Source organism: Thalassotalea castellviae (assembly GCF_031846185.1).
In the GTDB taxonomy this organism is placed as follows: domain Bacteria; phylum Pseudomonadota; class Gammaproteobacteria; order Enterobacterales; family Alteromonadaceae; genus Thalassotalea_H; species Thalassotalea_H castellviae.
Genome location: NZ_JAVRIF010000002.1, coordinates 391,602 through 407,453 on the forward strand (window position 1 = coordinate 391,602; position 15,852 = coordinate 407,453).

The following is a 15,852-nucleotide window of genomic DNA, read 5'->3' on the forward strand; positions in this document are numbered from 1 at the left end:
TCTAACCTTTAAGAAAGCCACTTTGTATTAACAAAGCTTCTGTTACGCCAGAAGGCGCTTGTTGGGTATTACTTTTTTTCAATAATAATCGCTCAATATAGCGAGCCATTACGTCAACTTCTATATTCACTTTACTGCCAACTTGATAACTTGGCATAATAGTTTGTTCACTGGTATGCGGTACAATTGTCAGCCTAAATTGGTCTTGCGTTAAACTATTTACCGTTAGACTTACGCCATCAATAGTAATCGAGCCTTTTTCAGCGATATAAGGCGCAATTTCTTCTGACATGCTGAGCCAATATTCAATACTGTTTCCGTTTTGCTTTATCGAATTGACTGTTGCAACGGCATCAACGTGACCAGAGACGATATGACCACCAAAACGAGTGGTCGGTAGCATGGCTTTTTCTAAATTAACCTGTTGATTAACACCGTAATGCGCAAAGCCCGTTCGAGTTAATGTTTCATTAGAAACATCGGCAGTAAAGCTATGTTGATCAAACGCCACCACAGTTAAACAAATGCCATTTGTCGCAATAGAGTCACCAAGTTTAACGTCACTCATATCCAACGATTGTGTATCAATGGTTATACGCGCGCCGTCACCACTGATATTAACTTGTTTAATTTTTCCAACCGCTTCAATAATTCCAGTAAACATGTAGTGTCTCTAATAATTGCTAGGTAAATTTTGCGGTGATTTTCAAGTCAGCACCGACTAAAGTAATGTCTGAAAAGGTAAGTGTTTTTGCTTGCGATAACGCTTGCACAAAAGGCATATTTAATAAGCCTTTTCCTTCATGTCCCATCAGCTTGGGTGCTTGATATAACACAAGTTCATCAACCAAGTTTTGTTCAATAAAAGCACCGGCTAAGGTCATGCCTGATTCAATTAATACCTCATTATACTCTTTTTTTGCTAATGTATTTAACAAGGCGGATAAATCAACGTGCTCGTTATTCAACGCTTTTGGCAAGATCACTTCTTCTACAAAATGAGGCCACTGATGATTATTTTCAATGCTAGTTCTGATTAATAAAATTGGCGAGGCCTCTGAGAAAAAAGCTAAATCAGGCGTTAAACGATTTTTCGTATCGATGACCACGCGTACCGGTTGTCTAACTGCTTGCTCTTTGTAATGTAACCGCGCATCACCTAACTCTGACCATCGAACATTCATTCGAGCATTATCAACTAAAACAGAGTCCGCTCCGGTAATTACGGCACAACTTTGTGCCCTTAATTTTTGTACATCTTGGCGTGCTGATTTGGACGTGATCCATTGACTCTCACCACTCGCCATTGCTGTTTTACCATCAAGACTTGCGGCAAGTTTACAGCGCACATAAGGAAAACCTAAAGTCATTCGGTTAATAAAACCTAAATTTAACGCTTTTGCGTCTTGTTCAAGTAAACCCGAATAAGTTTCAATGCCTGCCTGTTCAAGCAAAGCTAGCCCTCGACCAGAAACATGAGGATTTGGGTCAACCATAGCGGCAATGACTTTACTAACGCCGGCATCAATCAAAGCGTTTGCACAAGGTGGAGTTCGACCAACATGTGAACAAGGCTCTAACGTCACATAAGCCGTTGCACCTTGTGCATTTGTACCCGCCATTGCTAACGCATGTACTTCAGCGTGTCCTTGACCCGCTTTTTCATGAAAGCCTTCTCCGACAATTTGACCATGATTAACGATCACACAACCAACTCTCGGATTTGGTGATGTCGTATAAATTCCGCGTTCAGCCAATCGTATAGCTTTTGCCATAAATTGATGATCTGATGGAGTAAATGTATTCTTCATATGGAATATGTTTGCCAAATTAGCGCATTATTTATCGCTGCCAAGTCGGGCAATTTCTTCACCAAACTCTTTCACATCTTCAAATGAGCGATACACAGAAGCAAACCTTACATAGGCGACTTTATCGAGGTCTTTCAATTGCCCCATAATAATATTGCCTAACAGTTCGCTACTAATTTCACGTTCGCCTGTTGCCCGCATTTGCGACTTCACTTTATTGATAGACAATTCAACTTGCTCAACGCTTACAGGTCGTTTTTCTAACGCGCGAACTAAACCACTGCGCATTTTATCTTCATTGAAAGGCTCTCTTGAACCATCTCGTTTAATAATGCGAGGCATCACTAATTCTGCAGATTCAAAGGTTGTAAACCGCTCTTGACAAGCTACACACTCACGACGGCGGCGAATTTGATGTCCGTCAGACACCAGTCGAGAATCAATCACCTTAGTATCGGTAGCCGAGCAAAATGGGCAATACATGAAACGCTCCAAAAATTTTATTACAGCGCAAAAATAACAATGGCCGCTAAGGCGGCCATTTTAATCTAAATACATTGATAATAAAAACGTTAATAGCAATTAAGCTTATTATCAATTAATACGCCAATCGACGTGCTATTTATAAACAGGGAAACGTGAGCATAATTCTTTCACGTTTTCTTGTACTTTGACGATGGTTTCTTCGTTATTAATATCGTCTAAAATATCACAAATCCAACCCGTTAATGCTTTCGTTTCTTCAAGACCAAAACCGCGACGAGTAATTGCTGGAGTTCCTAAACGTAAACCAGAAGTTACAAATGGTGAACGAGGATCATTTGGCACTGAATTTTTATTTACAGTTATATGAGCACGACCTAAAGCGGCATCAGCGTCTTTACCCGTAATATCTTTATCAATTAAATCAAGCAATAACAAGTGGTTTTCTGTACCATTTGAAACCACTTTATAGCCACGTTCTTGAAGTACCGCAACCATAGCTTTAGCGTTATCTAAAACGTTTTGTTGATACACCTTAAACTCAGGCGCTAACGCTTCTTTAAATGCTACCGCTTTAGCCGCGATAATGTGCATTAAAGGACCACCTTGGCCACCTGGGAATACCGCGCTGTTTAATTTTTTATAAACATCTTCATCATCACAACCTGAAATAATTAAACCACCGCGAGGGCCTGCTAATGTTTTATGCGTTGTGGTAGTAACGACGTGAGCATGAGGAACTGGGTTCGGGTATAAACCTGCAGCAATTAAACCTGCAACATGAGCCATATCAACGAAAAAGTAAGCGCCAACTTTATCAGCAATTTCACGCATACGTGCCCAATCTACAACACCAGAGAATGCAGAGAAACCGCCGATGATCATTTCTGGTTTGTGCTCAAGCGCTAATGCTTCAAGTTCTTCATAATTGATATCACCAGTTTCTGGGTGAAGGCCATATTGAAATGCTTCGTAAGACTTACCAGAAAAGTTAACATGCGAACCGTGAGTTAAATGGCCACCATGAGCAAGGCTCATGCCTAACACTTTACCGCCCGGCTTAACTAATGCTTGGAAAACAGCGGCATTGGCTTGTGAACCAGCATGTGGTTGAACGTTTGCGTAAGTAGCACCAAATAATTCTTTCGCACGATCGATAGCTAATTGCTCTGCAACATCCACATATTCACAACCACCGTAATAACGCTTACCTGGGTAACCTTCAGCATATTTATTGGTTAATTGCGAACCTTGTGCTTCTAACACTCGTGGGCTACAGTAGTTTTCTGAAGCGATTAGCTCAATGTGTTCTTCTTGACGCACCACTTCACTACTCATTGCCTGATATAATTCAGGGTCAAAATCAGCAATATTCATATCACGTGTAAACATATTTTATCCTCAAGTAATGAGCCAGCAGCTAAACCAACAGGCTATCTTGTTAAGTTCAATTTTAATGCCGCACATTCTGCCCTAAAGAGGCTCATTTGTACATGTAAAAACCCACTTGAATTAGCTCATTTTGTACTGAGCTATTCCAGTGAGTATTGGTTAAAATGCGGTAAAAGTTTTTAATAACGAAATCTAATTCGTCTTGAAGATAATATATCGAATAAAAAACCAAAGAACAACAAATAAAACACAGCTATCAATAGTTATCCCGAATTTAATTTATCTTTCTTATGAGTATTCCGTTATAAGTTTGAAATCTTTGCATTGAGCTCTTTGAACTCTTTTTTACGTTTTCGATGAATTAACTCTGTGATTAAAAACATTACCGCAATAAAGACATTAATAAATATCAATGCCCCCAACATAGGTTTGTCGCCTTCTTTACCGACAGAGTACACAAACCAATTGGCTAAAACACCAAAAGGAAGACAAGACCATTTAGTTAACGACATATATTTCATTGAAGATTCACAGCCTGCTAAGGCGTTTTCTATGGCTTGATCTGGACTATCACTAATTTGGCGCCATGTTTTTGCCCGAATTTTCATTTCGTAATACACAAAAATAAGCGACATAAGTCCGGCACCACCTAGATATAGATTCCATGGCGTGCCAAACTCGCCAATTATGACACCATAAAAAAATGAAATAAATAACCCTGCAGTAGCGAGGATATTTAAAGCAAAACAAGTTTTTGCCCAAGTAGTACGGCGTTTCGTTTGTTTTAACAAAGCTTGAATATCTGTTTTTTCAACAGGTTGCGACTGCCAGTCTTGGCTTAAACTTTGCCATTGTTCATCTAAAATTGTCGCTTCATCAGGATTGTTTTCATCAACGGCATTATTATCGTCAACGGCATAGTGATGAGCCTCGTCTGTCACGGTCATTTGAGTTTGCTCTGCTATAGGCGCTTGCGTGTCTTTGTCCATATTTAACGATGATTCATTGTCTTTCATTTCGACTCCAATAACTGCGTTAGCGCTTTTTTAGCCCGCTGTAACCGTACGCCGACCAGGTTAGTGGTAATAGATAAAACTTCGGCAATTTCTTGATAACTCATGCCTTCTAACGCAAGAGTGATCACTTGTTGCTGGTCAAGCTTCAATTGACGAATAGCATGAGCTAAGCGCTGTTGACGTTGCTTTTGGTCAAGTGATTGAAAAGGAGTGGGTTGAGTTAAGTCTTGTTCAGCCTCTGAAGGTACCGCGGCTAAATCTTTATCCGCTTTTACCGTACGCACAGATTTTGCTACATGCGTGGCCAAAACATTATGGGCAATTCGAGCAATAAATGTTTTAACAGCAGAGTCGAATCTAAACGTTGGTAATGCCCGCCAAACGTTTAAAGCGATTTCTTGAAAAAGCTCATCTTGAATTGCCGGTTTCGCTTCAAAACCTGTAATGATGTGACGAAGCAATTTTTCATGCTCCGTCATCCAATCAGCAAATACTTCTTGGAAGTTTTTTACTTGCTGACTTTGACTTTTATCGCTATCAGCTTGTTGGTTTATAGATTGATTCAATGAATAACTCGCATCATAAGTGAATGTCGTTTGAAAACGATCTTGTTGTCTGATGAATTCTACCGAGTTATTCATATTTAACAATTAATTTACAAACCTTTCTAAGTTAAATCAGCTTAACGACATGACTACTTTTTCAGAAGTCAGTTTTTTTGCTAACGTGATGACTAGTCCTGCTGTTAAAGCAAGAGTTGCTGCGCTGGTCACTAAAAGTACCATCCAGTCCACCGGCAAACCTTTAAAGATGTCTTCCATCAATAATGATTGACCAGAAATTGGCAACCATTCAGTCCAAGCAGGCTTGTCATCCATCATCATCATTGCCATCGGCACAAAACTTGGCAGCATAATTAACATAGTGACTGTCGATTGCGCCTCTTTAAATGTTTTCGCTTGAAAGGCAAAAAACAACTGTAATGATGATGCTAAAAAGCAAATGGGGATCAACATCAAGATTAACGTCAAGGTTGTCATTAAGTCTATATTAAAGGTTGCGCCTATTTTAGCTAAGTCGACAAAATTCATTGAAAATGAGGTTAACGTCAACATCAAAGATATTGAGATCACCGCGATAATGCTCGAACAAAATAACTTAGCTAAAACGATTTTTACCGTGCTGACTGGCTGACATAACAACATTTCTAAGACATTACGTTCACGCTCACCGGCACTGGAGTCGATGGAAATTGATAATCCAGACATAAACGCACCCATCATTAAGTACATGCCTAATATTAATGAAATCATCACAGCATTACTGGTCGGTAATGAAGTATCTTGTTCTTGAAGATCAACTGGTTGCAATAATTTTACATCAATGCCCCTCACTAATAGACGTTTAAAGCCAATCGTTCGAGAATAATCACGCACCACATCTTTAATTCTACGAATTGGCGATGCTAAGGATTTTTCCCCGTATTCGGCCCGTAGAATAATTTCAATCGGTGTACCTTCCTTCATGTCTTGAGCAAAAGTGTCGGGAATGATGAAATCAATATTGCGTTCATTCCAATTACGCTTCTCATCATCTGGCACATCTTTAAATGACAAAATATTGGCATCTTTAAACGCTTTTATTAACTTGGGCGCATACTGCTCACCGGTAAATTTCACATAGATAGCGGGGTTATCAACCGCTTCTTTGATCATCACTTTTGACATCACCATGATCATTATTGGCAGTAAAACCCCCATGCTTAATGCCACCATCAAGGCACGCTTATCACGAAACGCTTCTTTTAATTCTTTAAAAAGTAATGCTTTAAACTGGATCATGCTGCTACTCCCTCATCTGAACCAATCAATTTTACAAAGGCTTCTTCTAATTGGGTTTCACCTGCTAATTCACATAATTCTTGTGGCGTGCCCTGCGCTGCTAATTTACCATTGGCAACGATTATCACCCGATCACACAATGCTGCAACTTCTTGCATAACATGTGAAGAAAATAAGATACAGTGACCTTTCGCTTTAAATTTACTTAAGTAGTTTCTCAATACTCGAGTACTCATAACATCCAAACCACGTGTTGGTTCATCTAAAACAAAGTTTTGCGGCTGATGCACTAACGCTTGCGCTAGAGTCACTTTCATCCGTTGACCTTGTGAAAAACCAGCCGTTTTACGATGGGCTAATTCATGCATATCTAAATCTGTCAAAACAGACTCAATGGCTTGTTTTTTCGCCTGTCCTGTTAAGCCATGTAAACTCGCGAAATAATCAATTTGCTCATAGGCAGTTAAGCGTTCATACAAACCAAATTTATCGGGAAAGATCCCTAACTTGGCACGTGCCGCCAATGGATTTTCTGTTACGTGAATACCGTCAATAGTGGCATAACCTTCATCAGCCGAAAGCAAACCGTAAAGGGTACGTAAACAAGTAGTTTTACCTGCGCCATTTGGCCCTAGTATGCCGGTAATTTCGCCATCTTTTGCTTGAAACGAAAGACCATCTAATGCTTTAACTGTATCTTTTTTCGAGGTAAAGCTCTTATGTAAATTATTTACTTCAATCATAATTATCTCCCTATATGCCGCCATTTAAGCCAGTCATAAATGACTCAGCAGGTATTTCATCTAAACAAGATTCATCCAAGTCATTTGGATCTTTTTTATTTAAAAACTCATTAATAACGTTAATTGCACAGCCTGAAACACCGGGGGTATGACTACTGTTTTTCATAATAATATGCCTACTATTAGGCAGTGTCTTATGAGAGTATTCGCCATTACTTGGTGGGGTAACAGGATCAAGTTCGCCTGAAATGATCAAGGTTGGAATATCAGCAGTTACAGGATTATAAAAATCGTCACTTGGACGGTATTGAGGCCACAATGGACAAGCTGTTTGCCATGCAACATGACTCAAATTACCGTTAAAATTGTTATCAGAATCAGCAAGAATCATGTCCTCCGTGACTTTTGGCATATCTTCGTTACAAACGATATTGAACGTTAAGCCAACAAACATATTCATACCACCTTCACTCATTGCCGTTAATCCAGCAAATGGTGCAAAATTTCCTAATGAAGCTTGATGAATAATCAACGGCACTAAAGAGCGTCCTTCAATACTATAGAGCTGCATAAAGATGGTAGATAAAAATTTGCTTTTATTAACAACTAATGGAGTTTGAGTACCTAAACGTGGATGCGGAATACTGATAGAAAGAGGATTCTCATCTAATGTAGCGAGTACTTGATTAAACTCACTAGCTAAATTGGGATAGGCTTGTTGACAACTTGCTTCTTTCTGGCAGTTTGCTAATAACATTGAAAAAGAGCGTGCGGCACTTTTGCCAAACAATCCAATGGGTACTTCAATTGGGCCTACACTATCTAAAACCACACTACTTAACGACTCGGGAAATAAGCGCATATAAACCAAACCAGCTCTAGTGCCATATGACCCTCCATAAATAGCAATTTTTTCATGGTTCAGTGCAGCGCGAACTGCGTCAAAATCTCGAATAGCATTTTCAGAATTATACTGACTTAAGTCACCGGTAAATGTCGCTAAACAGTCTTTAACATCTTGAGCTGAAAACTCTTCAGGTATAGTGCTATAAACATCTTGCTTGATATTTTCTTCACACTGTAATGGATGCGATTCACCCGTACCACGTTGATCAACTAAAATTAACGCACGTGATTTTCTTACTTCATTAAAAGCTTTATATAACCCACCTGCAAGGCTGACAGCTGCTTGACCAGGACCGCCAGCAAGAAACATTAATGGTTCTTTCTTTTGGCTTTTATCAATTGCTGGTAAAACGGCAAAATTTATCGTGATTTTTTCACCATTAGGTTTATCGTAATTTTCAGGGACAAGTAATTTGCCACATTGTACTTGTTGTTTAATACCATCAAGATGGCAATCTTTCAGGGATAAGTTCGATTCATTGGCTATAACCGCACTGTGAACTGACAGTAAACCAAATGCGATAACACTTTTGATTGTTATAGTTAATGCGGAAATGCTTTTTCGATTTATTTTCATTTTATCCTTCCTTTTAAAATGTCCCTTACTTAGTCTTAAGAAAAATATATTTATTACACTTTTTATTTATTTTTCTTAATAATCTTCTTTTTAACAGGTAATAATGGCTTAATCATCAAGTTCAAAAGGCAATTAACTAAAGTATTTTCAATAGGTTAAAAACAAAAAGCCGCTGTGGGAGAACAGCGGCTTTTACAACGTAAAACTATTGTCGTTTAAAAATCATAACGAAGCGATAGTTTCACATAACGCGGTGTTTGAAAGTCATCGGCATAACCAAATCGAGGGTTATTGGTCCCACTATCAAATTCTGATTGTTCATCAACACCTTCAATACCATCCATATTAAAGACATTAAATACATTCATCTTAAACGTTAAAAGTCCAGCGTCTTCAAGATCTACTCGATACGTTAAGTTTAGGTCTAAGTTGTAAACCCATTCAGTGGTACCTAAACTACCTCGAGCAGTCGCGACACCGTCATTATAAAAGGATGCAGCTCCATACCAATCACGTCCATAGCACACACCATCAACAGAGATAGCGGTTACACAATAGCCATCGTCTTCTGGATGAACACCAAAGGCACTCTTTGGTTTACCGGATTTTGCCCAAAAGTTATAACCGACGCTAAAGTCTTCCGTCACATTATAAATACCATAAGATTTAATGTTATGACGACGATCATTAGGTAAATTACCGTAGCCATTATCCATTAACTCAGGGTAGTCAAATGAAGTAGTCCAACCGGGATCCGCTTGACCATTGTCAGAACGAACCAGCCCTTCGGTATTACCATAACTATGAGACCAGGTGTAAGATGCAGCAATAAAAAAGTCCGTGGTAACATAACCTGAAACATTGAATTCTGCCGCATAATATTGACGTTTAGAGTCAGGAAAACCGAGCATATCAGCATTAACTGTTACACTTTCTTTGGTTCCGTCGCCATCAACATCATACGACATAGTCACGTCACGGCCAGGATTTGTTAATGTTGGAAACCAACCTCCAACTAAATAGTCGTTTAGATTAGGATCGTTGGCGTAATTTTCTTTGATCCATTGATTCATGCCATAGTTGAACGATATATCTTCAATCGATTGCTTTAATTCACGAGAAACTAAACGTACACCTGCCGCCCAATCATCATTGATTTGTTGCTCATAACCAATGACAATTTCGTCTGAATACATAGACTCAGCTTGGTTATTAAAAAGTTGATCTGCATCTGGCACTGTACCGTCTGCCACAATGTCGGTACGTAATTTTTCACCCAGTTGAGGCGTACCGTCAGCATTCACACCTTCTAAGCGATAGATATGATGAATATCATAAGCGGCTGAAGCCATACGAACATTGGTATTTGGTGAAACAGGTTGGAAGTAACGACCGTAAGAGCCATAAAGTTTACTGGAGCCGTCTCCCATCAGATCATAAGTAAAACCAACTCGTGGTGCTATTTGATCTTTTAAATCAACGTATTTATCACCAGAGCCTGTTGTATTACTAAACTCACTAGCACGTACACCTAAATTAAGTACGAGTTGATCATTAACTTCCCATGTGTCGGTGAAATAAATAGCATTTGACTGGTTTTCCGTTTCACTTTCTTTGCCCCAAATACGCAGATCAGCATATTCTTCTCCGGCTAAAATTGGTAAACCCGCTGCGCCATCTTCGGCTGCACGGTAATAATCGTACCAACCATCACCATGGGGCTCATAGTAATCTGAGATTTCCAATGTTTCATGGTCGAAGCCGAATCGAAAGGTGTGATCACCCATCACATAATCAAAATCGACTCGATATACTTTACGCATATCTTTGGTGGAACTATCACCACTGCCAACCCAATCTCCTAAGGGTACCCAGTAACCATCGCGATTATCCCACACTCTGGATAATTCAGGTGTTCCAGAAGGGACGCCCGTTTCATTTTCAACATGACCATACATTGCCGATACGGTAAAATCATCGCTTAAATAACCGGTATATTGGACGTTCCAAACTAAGCCACCATCTTTACCTAAGGTTTCACCCGGCTTATCTGCTTTATTAAAGTTACCATCGGTATCTTTGCGCCATTCATTAGATTGATACGTCGCGCCATTATCAAATGCCATCGCACTTATAGAGTGGTTTTCACTGATTTCCCAATCTAACTTGGCAAACCACATATCTCGCTCCCACTCATTTTCTATATAGTTAGTATCACTATCGCTTGAGCCATCACCGCTTTGTGGGTTATATAAACCATAAAAGAATAATGTATCTTCAATGATTGCACCGCTTGCCCAGAGATTGATCTCTTTTTCATCATAATTGGTGGTGTCACTTTGGATCATTTTGCCTTCGTTATTGATCCAAGGGTAAGGTTCACGTAACGATTGAGGTTCAATCTCAATTTTTCCACCAAAGCTCCACTCGTTATCACCAGACTTTGACACTAAGTTCACGACACCGCCAATGAAGCGACCATATTCTGGCGAGACACCACCAGTAATCACTTCAGTTTGTTGAATAGCTTGCCATGGCAGTTCAATATCTCCCATACCTTTACGAACATCAGTAATATTCAAGCCATTGAGCATATAACCATTTTCAGCGACTGAAGAGCCACCAATGGCAACACCGCCAAAGGACGCATCACCACCAACCGTACCTGGTGCTAACATAGCAATGGCTGAAGAGTTCAGTTCAACAGGTAATAGATTTAATCTTTCCGTTGAAATAACTTGTGAGGCTTGCGTAGAACTAGTATCAATTTGACTAATTCTTGCACCTGATACTTCGATTCTTTCAATATTTGAGGTGTCTGCCATCGTCGCGTCAAAGACTAAACCAGCAACATTAATATTGACATGTTCTTCACTCACCGTAGTGAAGCCGTCTTTTGTTACCGTAATTGTGTAATCCCCTATCGGTAATCCTTTTAACGAGAAGTCACCTTTTTCGGTTGTGGTGGTCGTTCTAACTATCCCTTTCCCTTCATGCTTTATGGTGATTACGACATTATTTAAGTCTGTCCCAGCGACTGACTCAATATGACCATGAATAGACGCTTTACCATCGGTAGCTAGGACACTTGGCGAACTCAAGGCAATTGCAGTACCTACAGCTAATGCTGCAATGGTCTTACGTGGCTGAAAACCACTTTTATTGTTTTGAAACATTGTGAAACCCTTATATGAAAAATGTTATGTTCATTACTGTTAACTACAGCTTATTTTTATTAACAACATATTGTATACAATATATTGGATCCATAGTTTATTGAACAAAAAGTCATCATTCAATGGTTATTTAGTAAAAAGTACTAACATTCCATTAACATCCATATAAATCATAGGTTTACAGTTTAAGTTTTTTATTTTGCCACCCCGCCATTTTTTATTTTGTATTTAAGGTAAAAACTAAATAAAATTTTTATAATCGTTATGATATTCAAATATTTCCTGTTAATTTTTTAAATCTATCTAGCTAACATTGCTAGTTAAACAATCAATAAAAGAACAATCGATTAGAAATAATTCGATAAATACCAAAAAAGAGAATTAAACATTCACAACGCCTTCAAATAGCGATAAAGTCATAGGTAAGATGTATTTTAATTTAAGGATTCTTGATGGAACTTAATCAGTGGGTAGATGAGCTTTTTGAAGTGTTTGATGTAGATAAAGACGGCGTCATTAACCGCAGTGAATTTGTTGAATTGATTGATTGTTTACTTCAAGACAAAGGCATTCGGATGTGTGAGTCAATCTTCAAACGATTTGATACTAATCATGATAATTCGATTTCGAAAGAAGAATTAAAAGAAATGGTTATTGAACTCGCACTTTAATCAGCGTTAATTTTTCGTCATAAATTATTAAAAGAGCCTTAAAGGCTCTTTTTTTCAATCTGGTCTAACCTCTTTTTATCTCAGTGATACTCTGCTATCATTTCAGCTAACATGTGTAAGCTGAAATAACTCAATGCAATTAACTCCCCAATACAGCCTTGCTGAAGAAATAGCGAATGCGGTTAGTCACGGCATTGGTGCACTGTTAAGTGTTGCCGGATTAACCTTACTAGTCTTTTACGCCATGCAACAGCAAGATTTTTTGCGAGCTGCAAGCTTTGCTATTTATGGAACAAGTTTAGTCATTCTTTTCTTAGCTTCCACGCTTTATCATGCGATGGTTACGCCAAAAGCCAAACGTTTCTTTAAGTTATTAGATCACTGCGCAATTTATTTATTAATTGCCGGCACTTATACTCCATTGATGTTGATCACACTGAGTAATCGACTAGGTTTTATTATGCTCACCCTGATATGGCTGTTAGCGTTTGCAGGAATTACTTATAAAATATGTTGTAAAAATCACAATAAAGCGCTCTCTGTAGCGAGTTACCTTGGACTTGGCTTTGTTTCGGTATTTTGTTTACAACAACTAGCGAATGCTATTGATATTAATGGCTTAATACTACTTTGTTTAGGTGGTGGGTTTTACGCCTTTGGCGTGATCTTTTACGTTAATCATAAAATTCCTTTTAACCATGCCATTTGGCACCTGTTTGTATTAGCAGGTGCCGCCTGTCATTATTTTATGATGTGGTTTTATGTGTAATGATACAACAGACTATGTATAAAGTTACAACTGCCACGCATAACTAAATTTAGTAAAAATGGTACGCTGATCTCGTTCTAAGCTATCTAAGTTATCATCTTGGTAGCCGCCATCCGAATAACCGATAAAAAATAATGTTTGCGGATTAATTTTATAAGAATAAACAAGTTGGCTAGAGAAGTAGCGACTATTTCTATCGGGTCTATCTTCAATATCATCGTAAATATATAGATCAGGATTTCTTTCAATATCAGTATATTGCACAACAAACTTTAAGATGCTCCGCATATCGAATTGATAACCGATTCGCAAGTCTGATTGATGCGCCGTATAAATACGGTCATCGTTCACATCTAATTGGCTATAACTATAATTTAGATCTATTTTAACATGCTCATTTACATCCCATTCTATATAAGGATCAACATCAATGACGTCACCTAAACGAGTATTAGCAAAATCAATTTGTTTACCAAAGCGATAAAAAGTACCTAACTCAATATTTCTTCTTGGCCTAAATCTGGCAAACTGCATAAATTGAGTTTCATCAAACATTTCACCGTCATATAGTCGCTTGCGATGAACAATACCGAAGTTTGAATAGAATTGTTTCTTGCCTTGTAAGTTGCCATGGATCTCGTACTCTTCTTCCAGCATATTTCCATCTTGATCATAGGTTTTATCCCAATCACCAAAATAGCCCCAACGCGTAAACATATCCTCTTCGTCGCCATAATAATAACGGTTACCGCCAAGGACAACACGTTCGATGTTCGAACGAGATTCAAAACCTAAATCTGCTCGAAAATCTTCACCAATATTGCTGTAATTCGCTCTTAAATTATAATCGCGAGTACTATGTGAGTAATTTATGCTTAACGCTTGATCACTTTGTTCTTTATTCACGTCAAACTCTTCAACCACCAACTCAGGATTATCGGTTTCTGAACGCGCAACTTGGTAACTAATGTTATCTCGTTGACTTATCCAATAGCTGCCATCAACGGATAATAATGTATTGTTATAGTGACTCGCTTGCCGATGCGTCATCAAGACCCCAATATTATTTCTTTCGCCCACATCCATTTTATAACGCGCAATAGCGACTTCTGATTTTTCATCTAAGGTTGCAATGTCAGATCCTTGATTACCAGGCATTAGAAAGGATGTATTGTTATCATTTGCTAACATCACACCATAACTATGATCATTAGTTTTACCTGTCACTTTAGCCCCAACATCAGGTTCAGCAATGTTGCGAGTATGGACAAAATTAAAATTAGCGGTATCAAAATATGAGGCTCCATCTAAAAAGAAAGGCCGTTTTTCAGGAAAAAATAACGAATAAGTATTATTAACATCTAATTGTCCAGCATCAGCTTCAACCTGCGAAAAGTCTGGGTTGATCGTGGCATTTAAAACAATGTCTTGGGTGATCCCCCAACGAATGTCCAAGCCAGGCTCTACATCAACACTCCCCGACTGCCAATCACCGGGAACCTCAGGCTTTTCATCTTGCTTGGAAAGCGTCAGGGTAGGAGTTAACTGGAAGTTATTGCCCGCTTTAATATTCTGTAATCCAACAAGTTGTTGAAATTGACACAAATTACATTTTATATTTCTATCACGTTTATACGTGGCCATTTGAATGCGAACATCTCGCGGGTAATTTCGCCAACCGGCAACATTCCATACTTTCTCTTCTTGTGTTTCCGCAAAACGTAATGAGCTAAATGGAATACTCATTTCAACAACGTAGCCAAAGTCTGTTATTTTTCCTGCGCTATCCCATATGGCATCCCAGGAATCATCTTCATTCCAACCGTCGGTATCATCCATTTTCATATCGGCTTGTGCACCCAACGGATTGACGAAAAACTCATACGCCCCACGTTCGTCATTAAAGGTGTCAATGATAATTCCAACATTGTCATCCGCCCATAATGCATCACGGTCTCGTAATGAAGCACGGATAAGCTCTGGATTTGGATCATACGCTTTGAAAGCCACATTCAGGTATGTGCCATCTTGATAAAAATACACCTCGGTTTTTACTGGAGCTGGCGTCCCTTCACCAGGATTGTTTTCATACGCTAACAGCATTTTTGTCGCCTGTTTCCACGACGGCTCATCTAAAACACCATCCACTGTAATAGATTGATTTATTTCCGCCAAAACTTGGCTATTACATTGTATTTGTTGAGAAAAAGCATAATGAGTGTTGAATAACATCATTAGTGTAAATACGAATATAGACTTCTTTAGGTAGTACGAAGGTATAATATTTTTTAATTGAATAGGTAACGACATGGTTATGTTCACTTTTTATAGTTTTTAATGGTGAGGTAACTAAAGGTATTGTCGCTTGAAATGATGAAATAGTTTATCTGTATATGTAACAAAATATTTTAAAAGTGTGTATTTTAAACAAAAAGCATAACTAACTGATTAGTATAAAGTAAGCAAA

Annotated in this window: 13 protein-coding genes; 2 read left to right on the forward strand and 11 right to left on the reverse strand. The window is 38.6% G+C overall.

The window, feature by feature from the left end; translation table 11 throughout:
- Position 1: 1 nt before the first annotated feature.
- The 10 genes from RM573_RS05460 to RM573_RS05505 all read right to left on the reverse strand — a co-directional run bounded on the left by RM573_RS05460 (position 2) and on the right by RM573_RS05505 (position 11,945).
- Positions 2 to 664: a riboflavin synthase gene (locus tag RM573_RS05460; RefSeq protein ID WP_311578399.1), complete on the reverse strand. Its 663-nt coding sequence runs from the start codon at positions 662 to 664 to the stop codon at positions 2 to 4.
- A 19-nt stretch (positions 665 to 683) separates the two neighbouring features.
- Positions 684 to 1,811 (reverse strand): bifunctional diaminohydroxyphosphoribosylaminopyrimidine deaminase/5-amino-6-(5-phosphoribosylamino)uracil reductase RibD, encoded by a 1,128-nt coding sequence (gene ribD, locus RM573_RS05465; RefSeq protein WP_311578402.1) that lies wholly within the window; start codon positions 1,809 to 1,811, stop codon positions 684 to 686.
- Between the two features lie 27 nt (positions 1,812 to 1,838).
- On the reverse strand, positions 1,839 to 2,294 hold the full coding sequence (nrdR, locus tag RM573_RS05470) for a transcriptional regulator NrdR (protein WP_311578404.1): 456 nt from the start codon (positions 2,292 to 2,294) through the stop codon (positions 1,839 to 1,841).
- Positions 2,295 to 2,429: 135 nt separating this feature from the next.
- The gene (gene glyA / locus RM573_RS05475) at positions 2,430 to 3,686 is read right to left on the reverse strand and encodes a serine hydroxymethyltransferase (RefSeq protein WP_311578408.1); all 1,257 of its coding nucleotides are present in this window, start codon (positions 3,684 to 3,686) and stop codon (positions 2,430 to 2,432) included.
- Positions 3,687 to 3,988: 302 nt separating this feature from the next.
- Positions 3,989 to 4,702, reverse strand: coding sequence for a hypothetical protein (locus RM573_RS05480; protein ID WP_311578411.1), 714 nt, complete (start codon positions 4,700 to 4,702; stop codon positions 3,989 to 3,991).
- Positions 4,699 to 5,343: an RNA polymerase sigma factor gene (locus RM573_RS05485; RefSeq protein ID WP_311578414.1), complete on the reverse strand. Its 645-nt coding sequence runs from the start codon at positions 5,341 to 5,343 to the stop codon at positions 4,699 to 4,701. The genes RM573_RS05480 and RM573_RS05485 overlap by 4 nt, the downstream gene beginning before the upstream one ends.
- A gap of 36 nt (positions 5,344 to 5,379) precedes the next feature.
- Positions 5,380 to 6,543 (reverse strand): ABC transporter permease, encoded by a 1,164-nt coding sequence (locus tag RM573_RS05490; protein ID WP_311578417.1) that lies wholly within the window; start codon positions 6,541 to 6,543, stop codon positions 5,380 to 5,382.
- Complete coding sequence (locus tag RM573_RS05495) at positions 6,540 to 7,286, reverse strand: ABC transporter ATP-binding protein (RefSeq protein ID WP_311578420.1); 747 nt, start codon at positions 7,284 to 7,286, stop codon at positions 6,540 to 6,542. The genes RM573_RS05490 and RM573_RS05495 overlap by 4 nt, the downstream gene beginning before the upstream one ends.
- A gap of 10 nt (positions 7,287 to 7,296) precedes the next feature.
- A complete protein-coding gene (locus RM573_RS05500) occupies positions 7,297 to 8,769 on the reverse strand; it encodes an alpha/beta hydrolase (RefSeq protein WP_311578423.1) in 1,473 nt (490 codons plus the stop codon).
- A gap of 215 nt (positions 8,770 to 8,984) precedes the next feature.
- On the reverse strand, positions 8,985 to 11,945 hold the full coding sequence (locus tag RM573_RS05505; RefSeq protein WP_311578426.1) for a TonB-dependent receptor: 2,961 nt from the start codon (positions 11,943 to 11,945) through the stop codon (positions 8,985 to 8,987).
- A 452-nt stretch (positions 11,946 to 12,397) separates the two neighbouring features.
- Here RM573_RS05505 and RM573_RS05510 point away from each other — a divergent pair, with 452 nt between their 5' ends.
- Positions 12,398 to 12,616, forward strand: a complete 219-nt coding sequence (locus RM573_RS05510; protein ID WP_303449056.1) for an EF-hand domain-containing protein — start codon at positions 12,398 to 12,400, stop codon at positions 12,614 to 12,616.
- Positions 12,617 to 12,749: 133 nt separating this feature from the next.
- Positions 12,750 to 13,385 (forward strand): PAQR family membrane homeostasis protein TrhA, encoded by a 636-nt coding sequence (gene trhA / locus RM573_RS05515; protein ID WP_311578432.1) that lies wholly within the window; start codon positions 12,750 to 12,752, stop codon positions 13,383 to 13,385.
- A gap of 24 nt (positions 13,386 to 13,409) precedes the next feature.
- Here the strand turns inward: trhA and RM573_RS05520 are convergent, their stop codons facing one another.
- A complete protein-coding gene (locus RM573_RS05520) occupies positions 13,410 to 15,620 on the reverse strand; it encodes a carbohydrate binding family 9 domain-containing protein (protein WP_311578435.1) in 2,211 nt (736 codons plus the stop codon).
- Between the last annotated feature and the right edge of the window lie 232 nt (positions 15,621 to 15,852).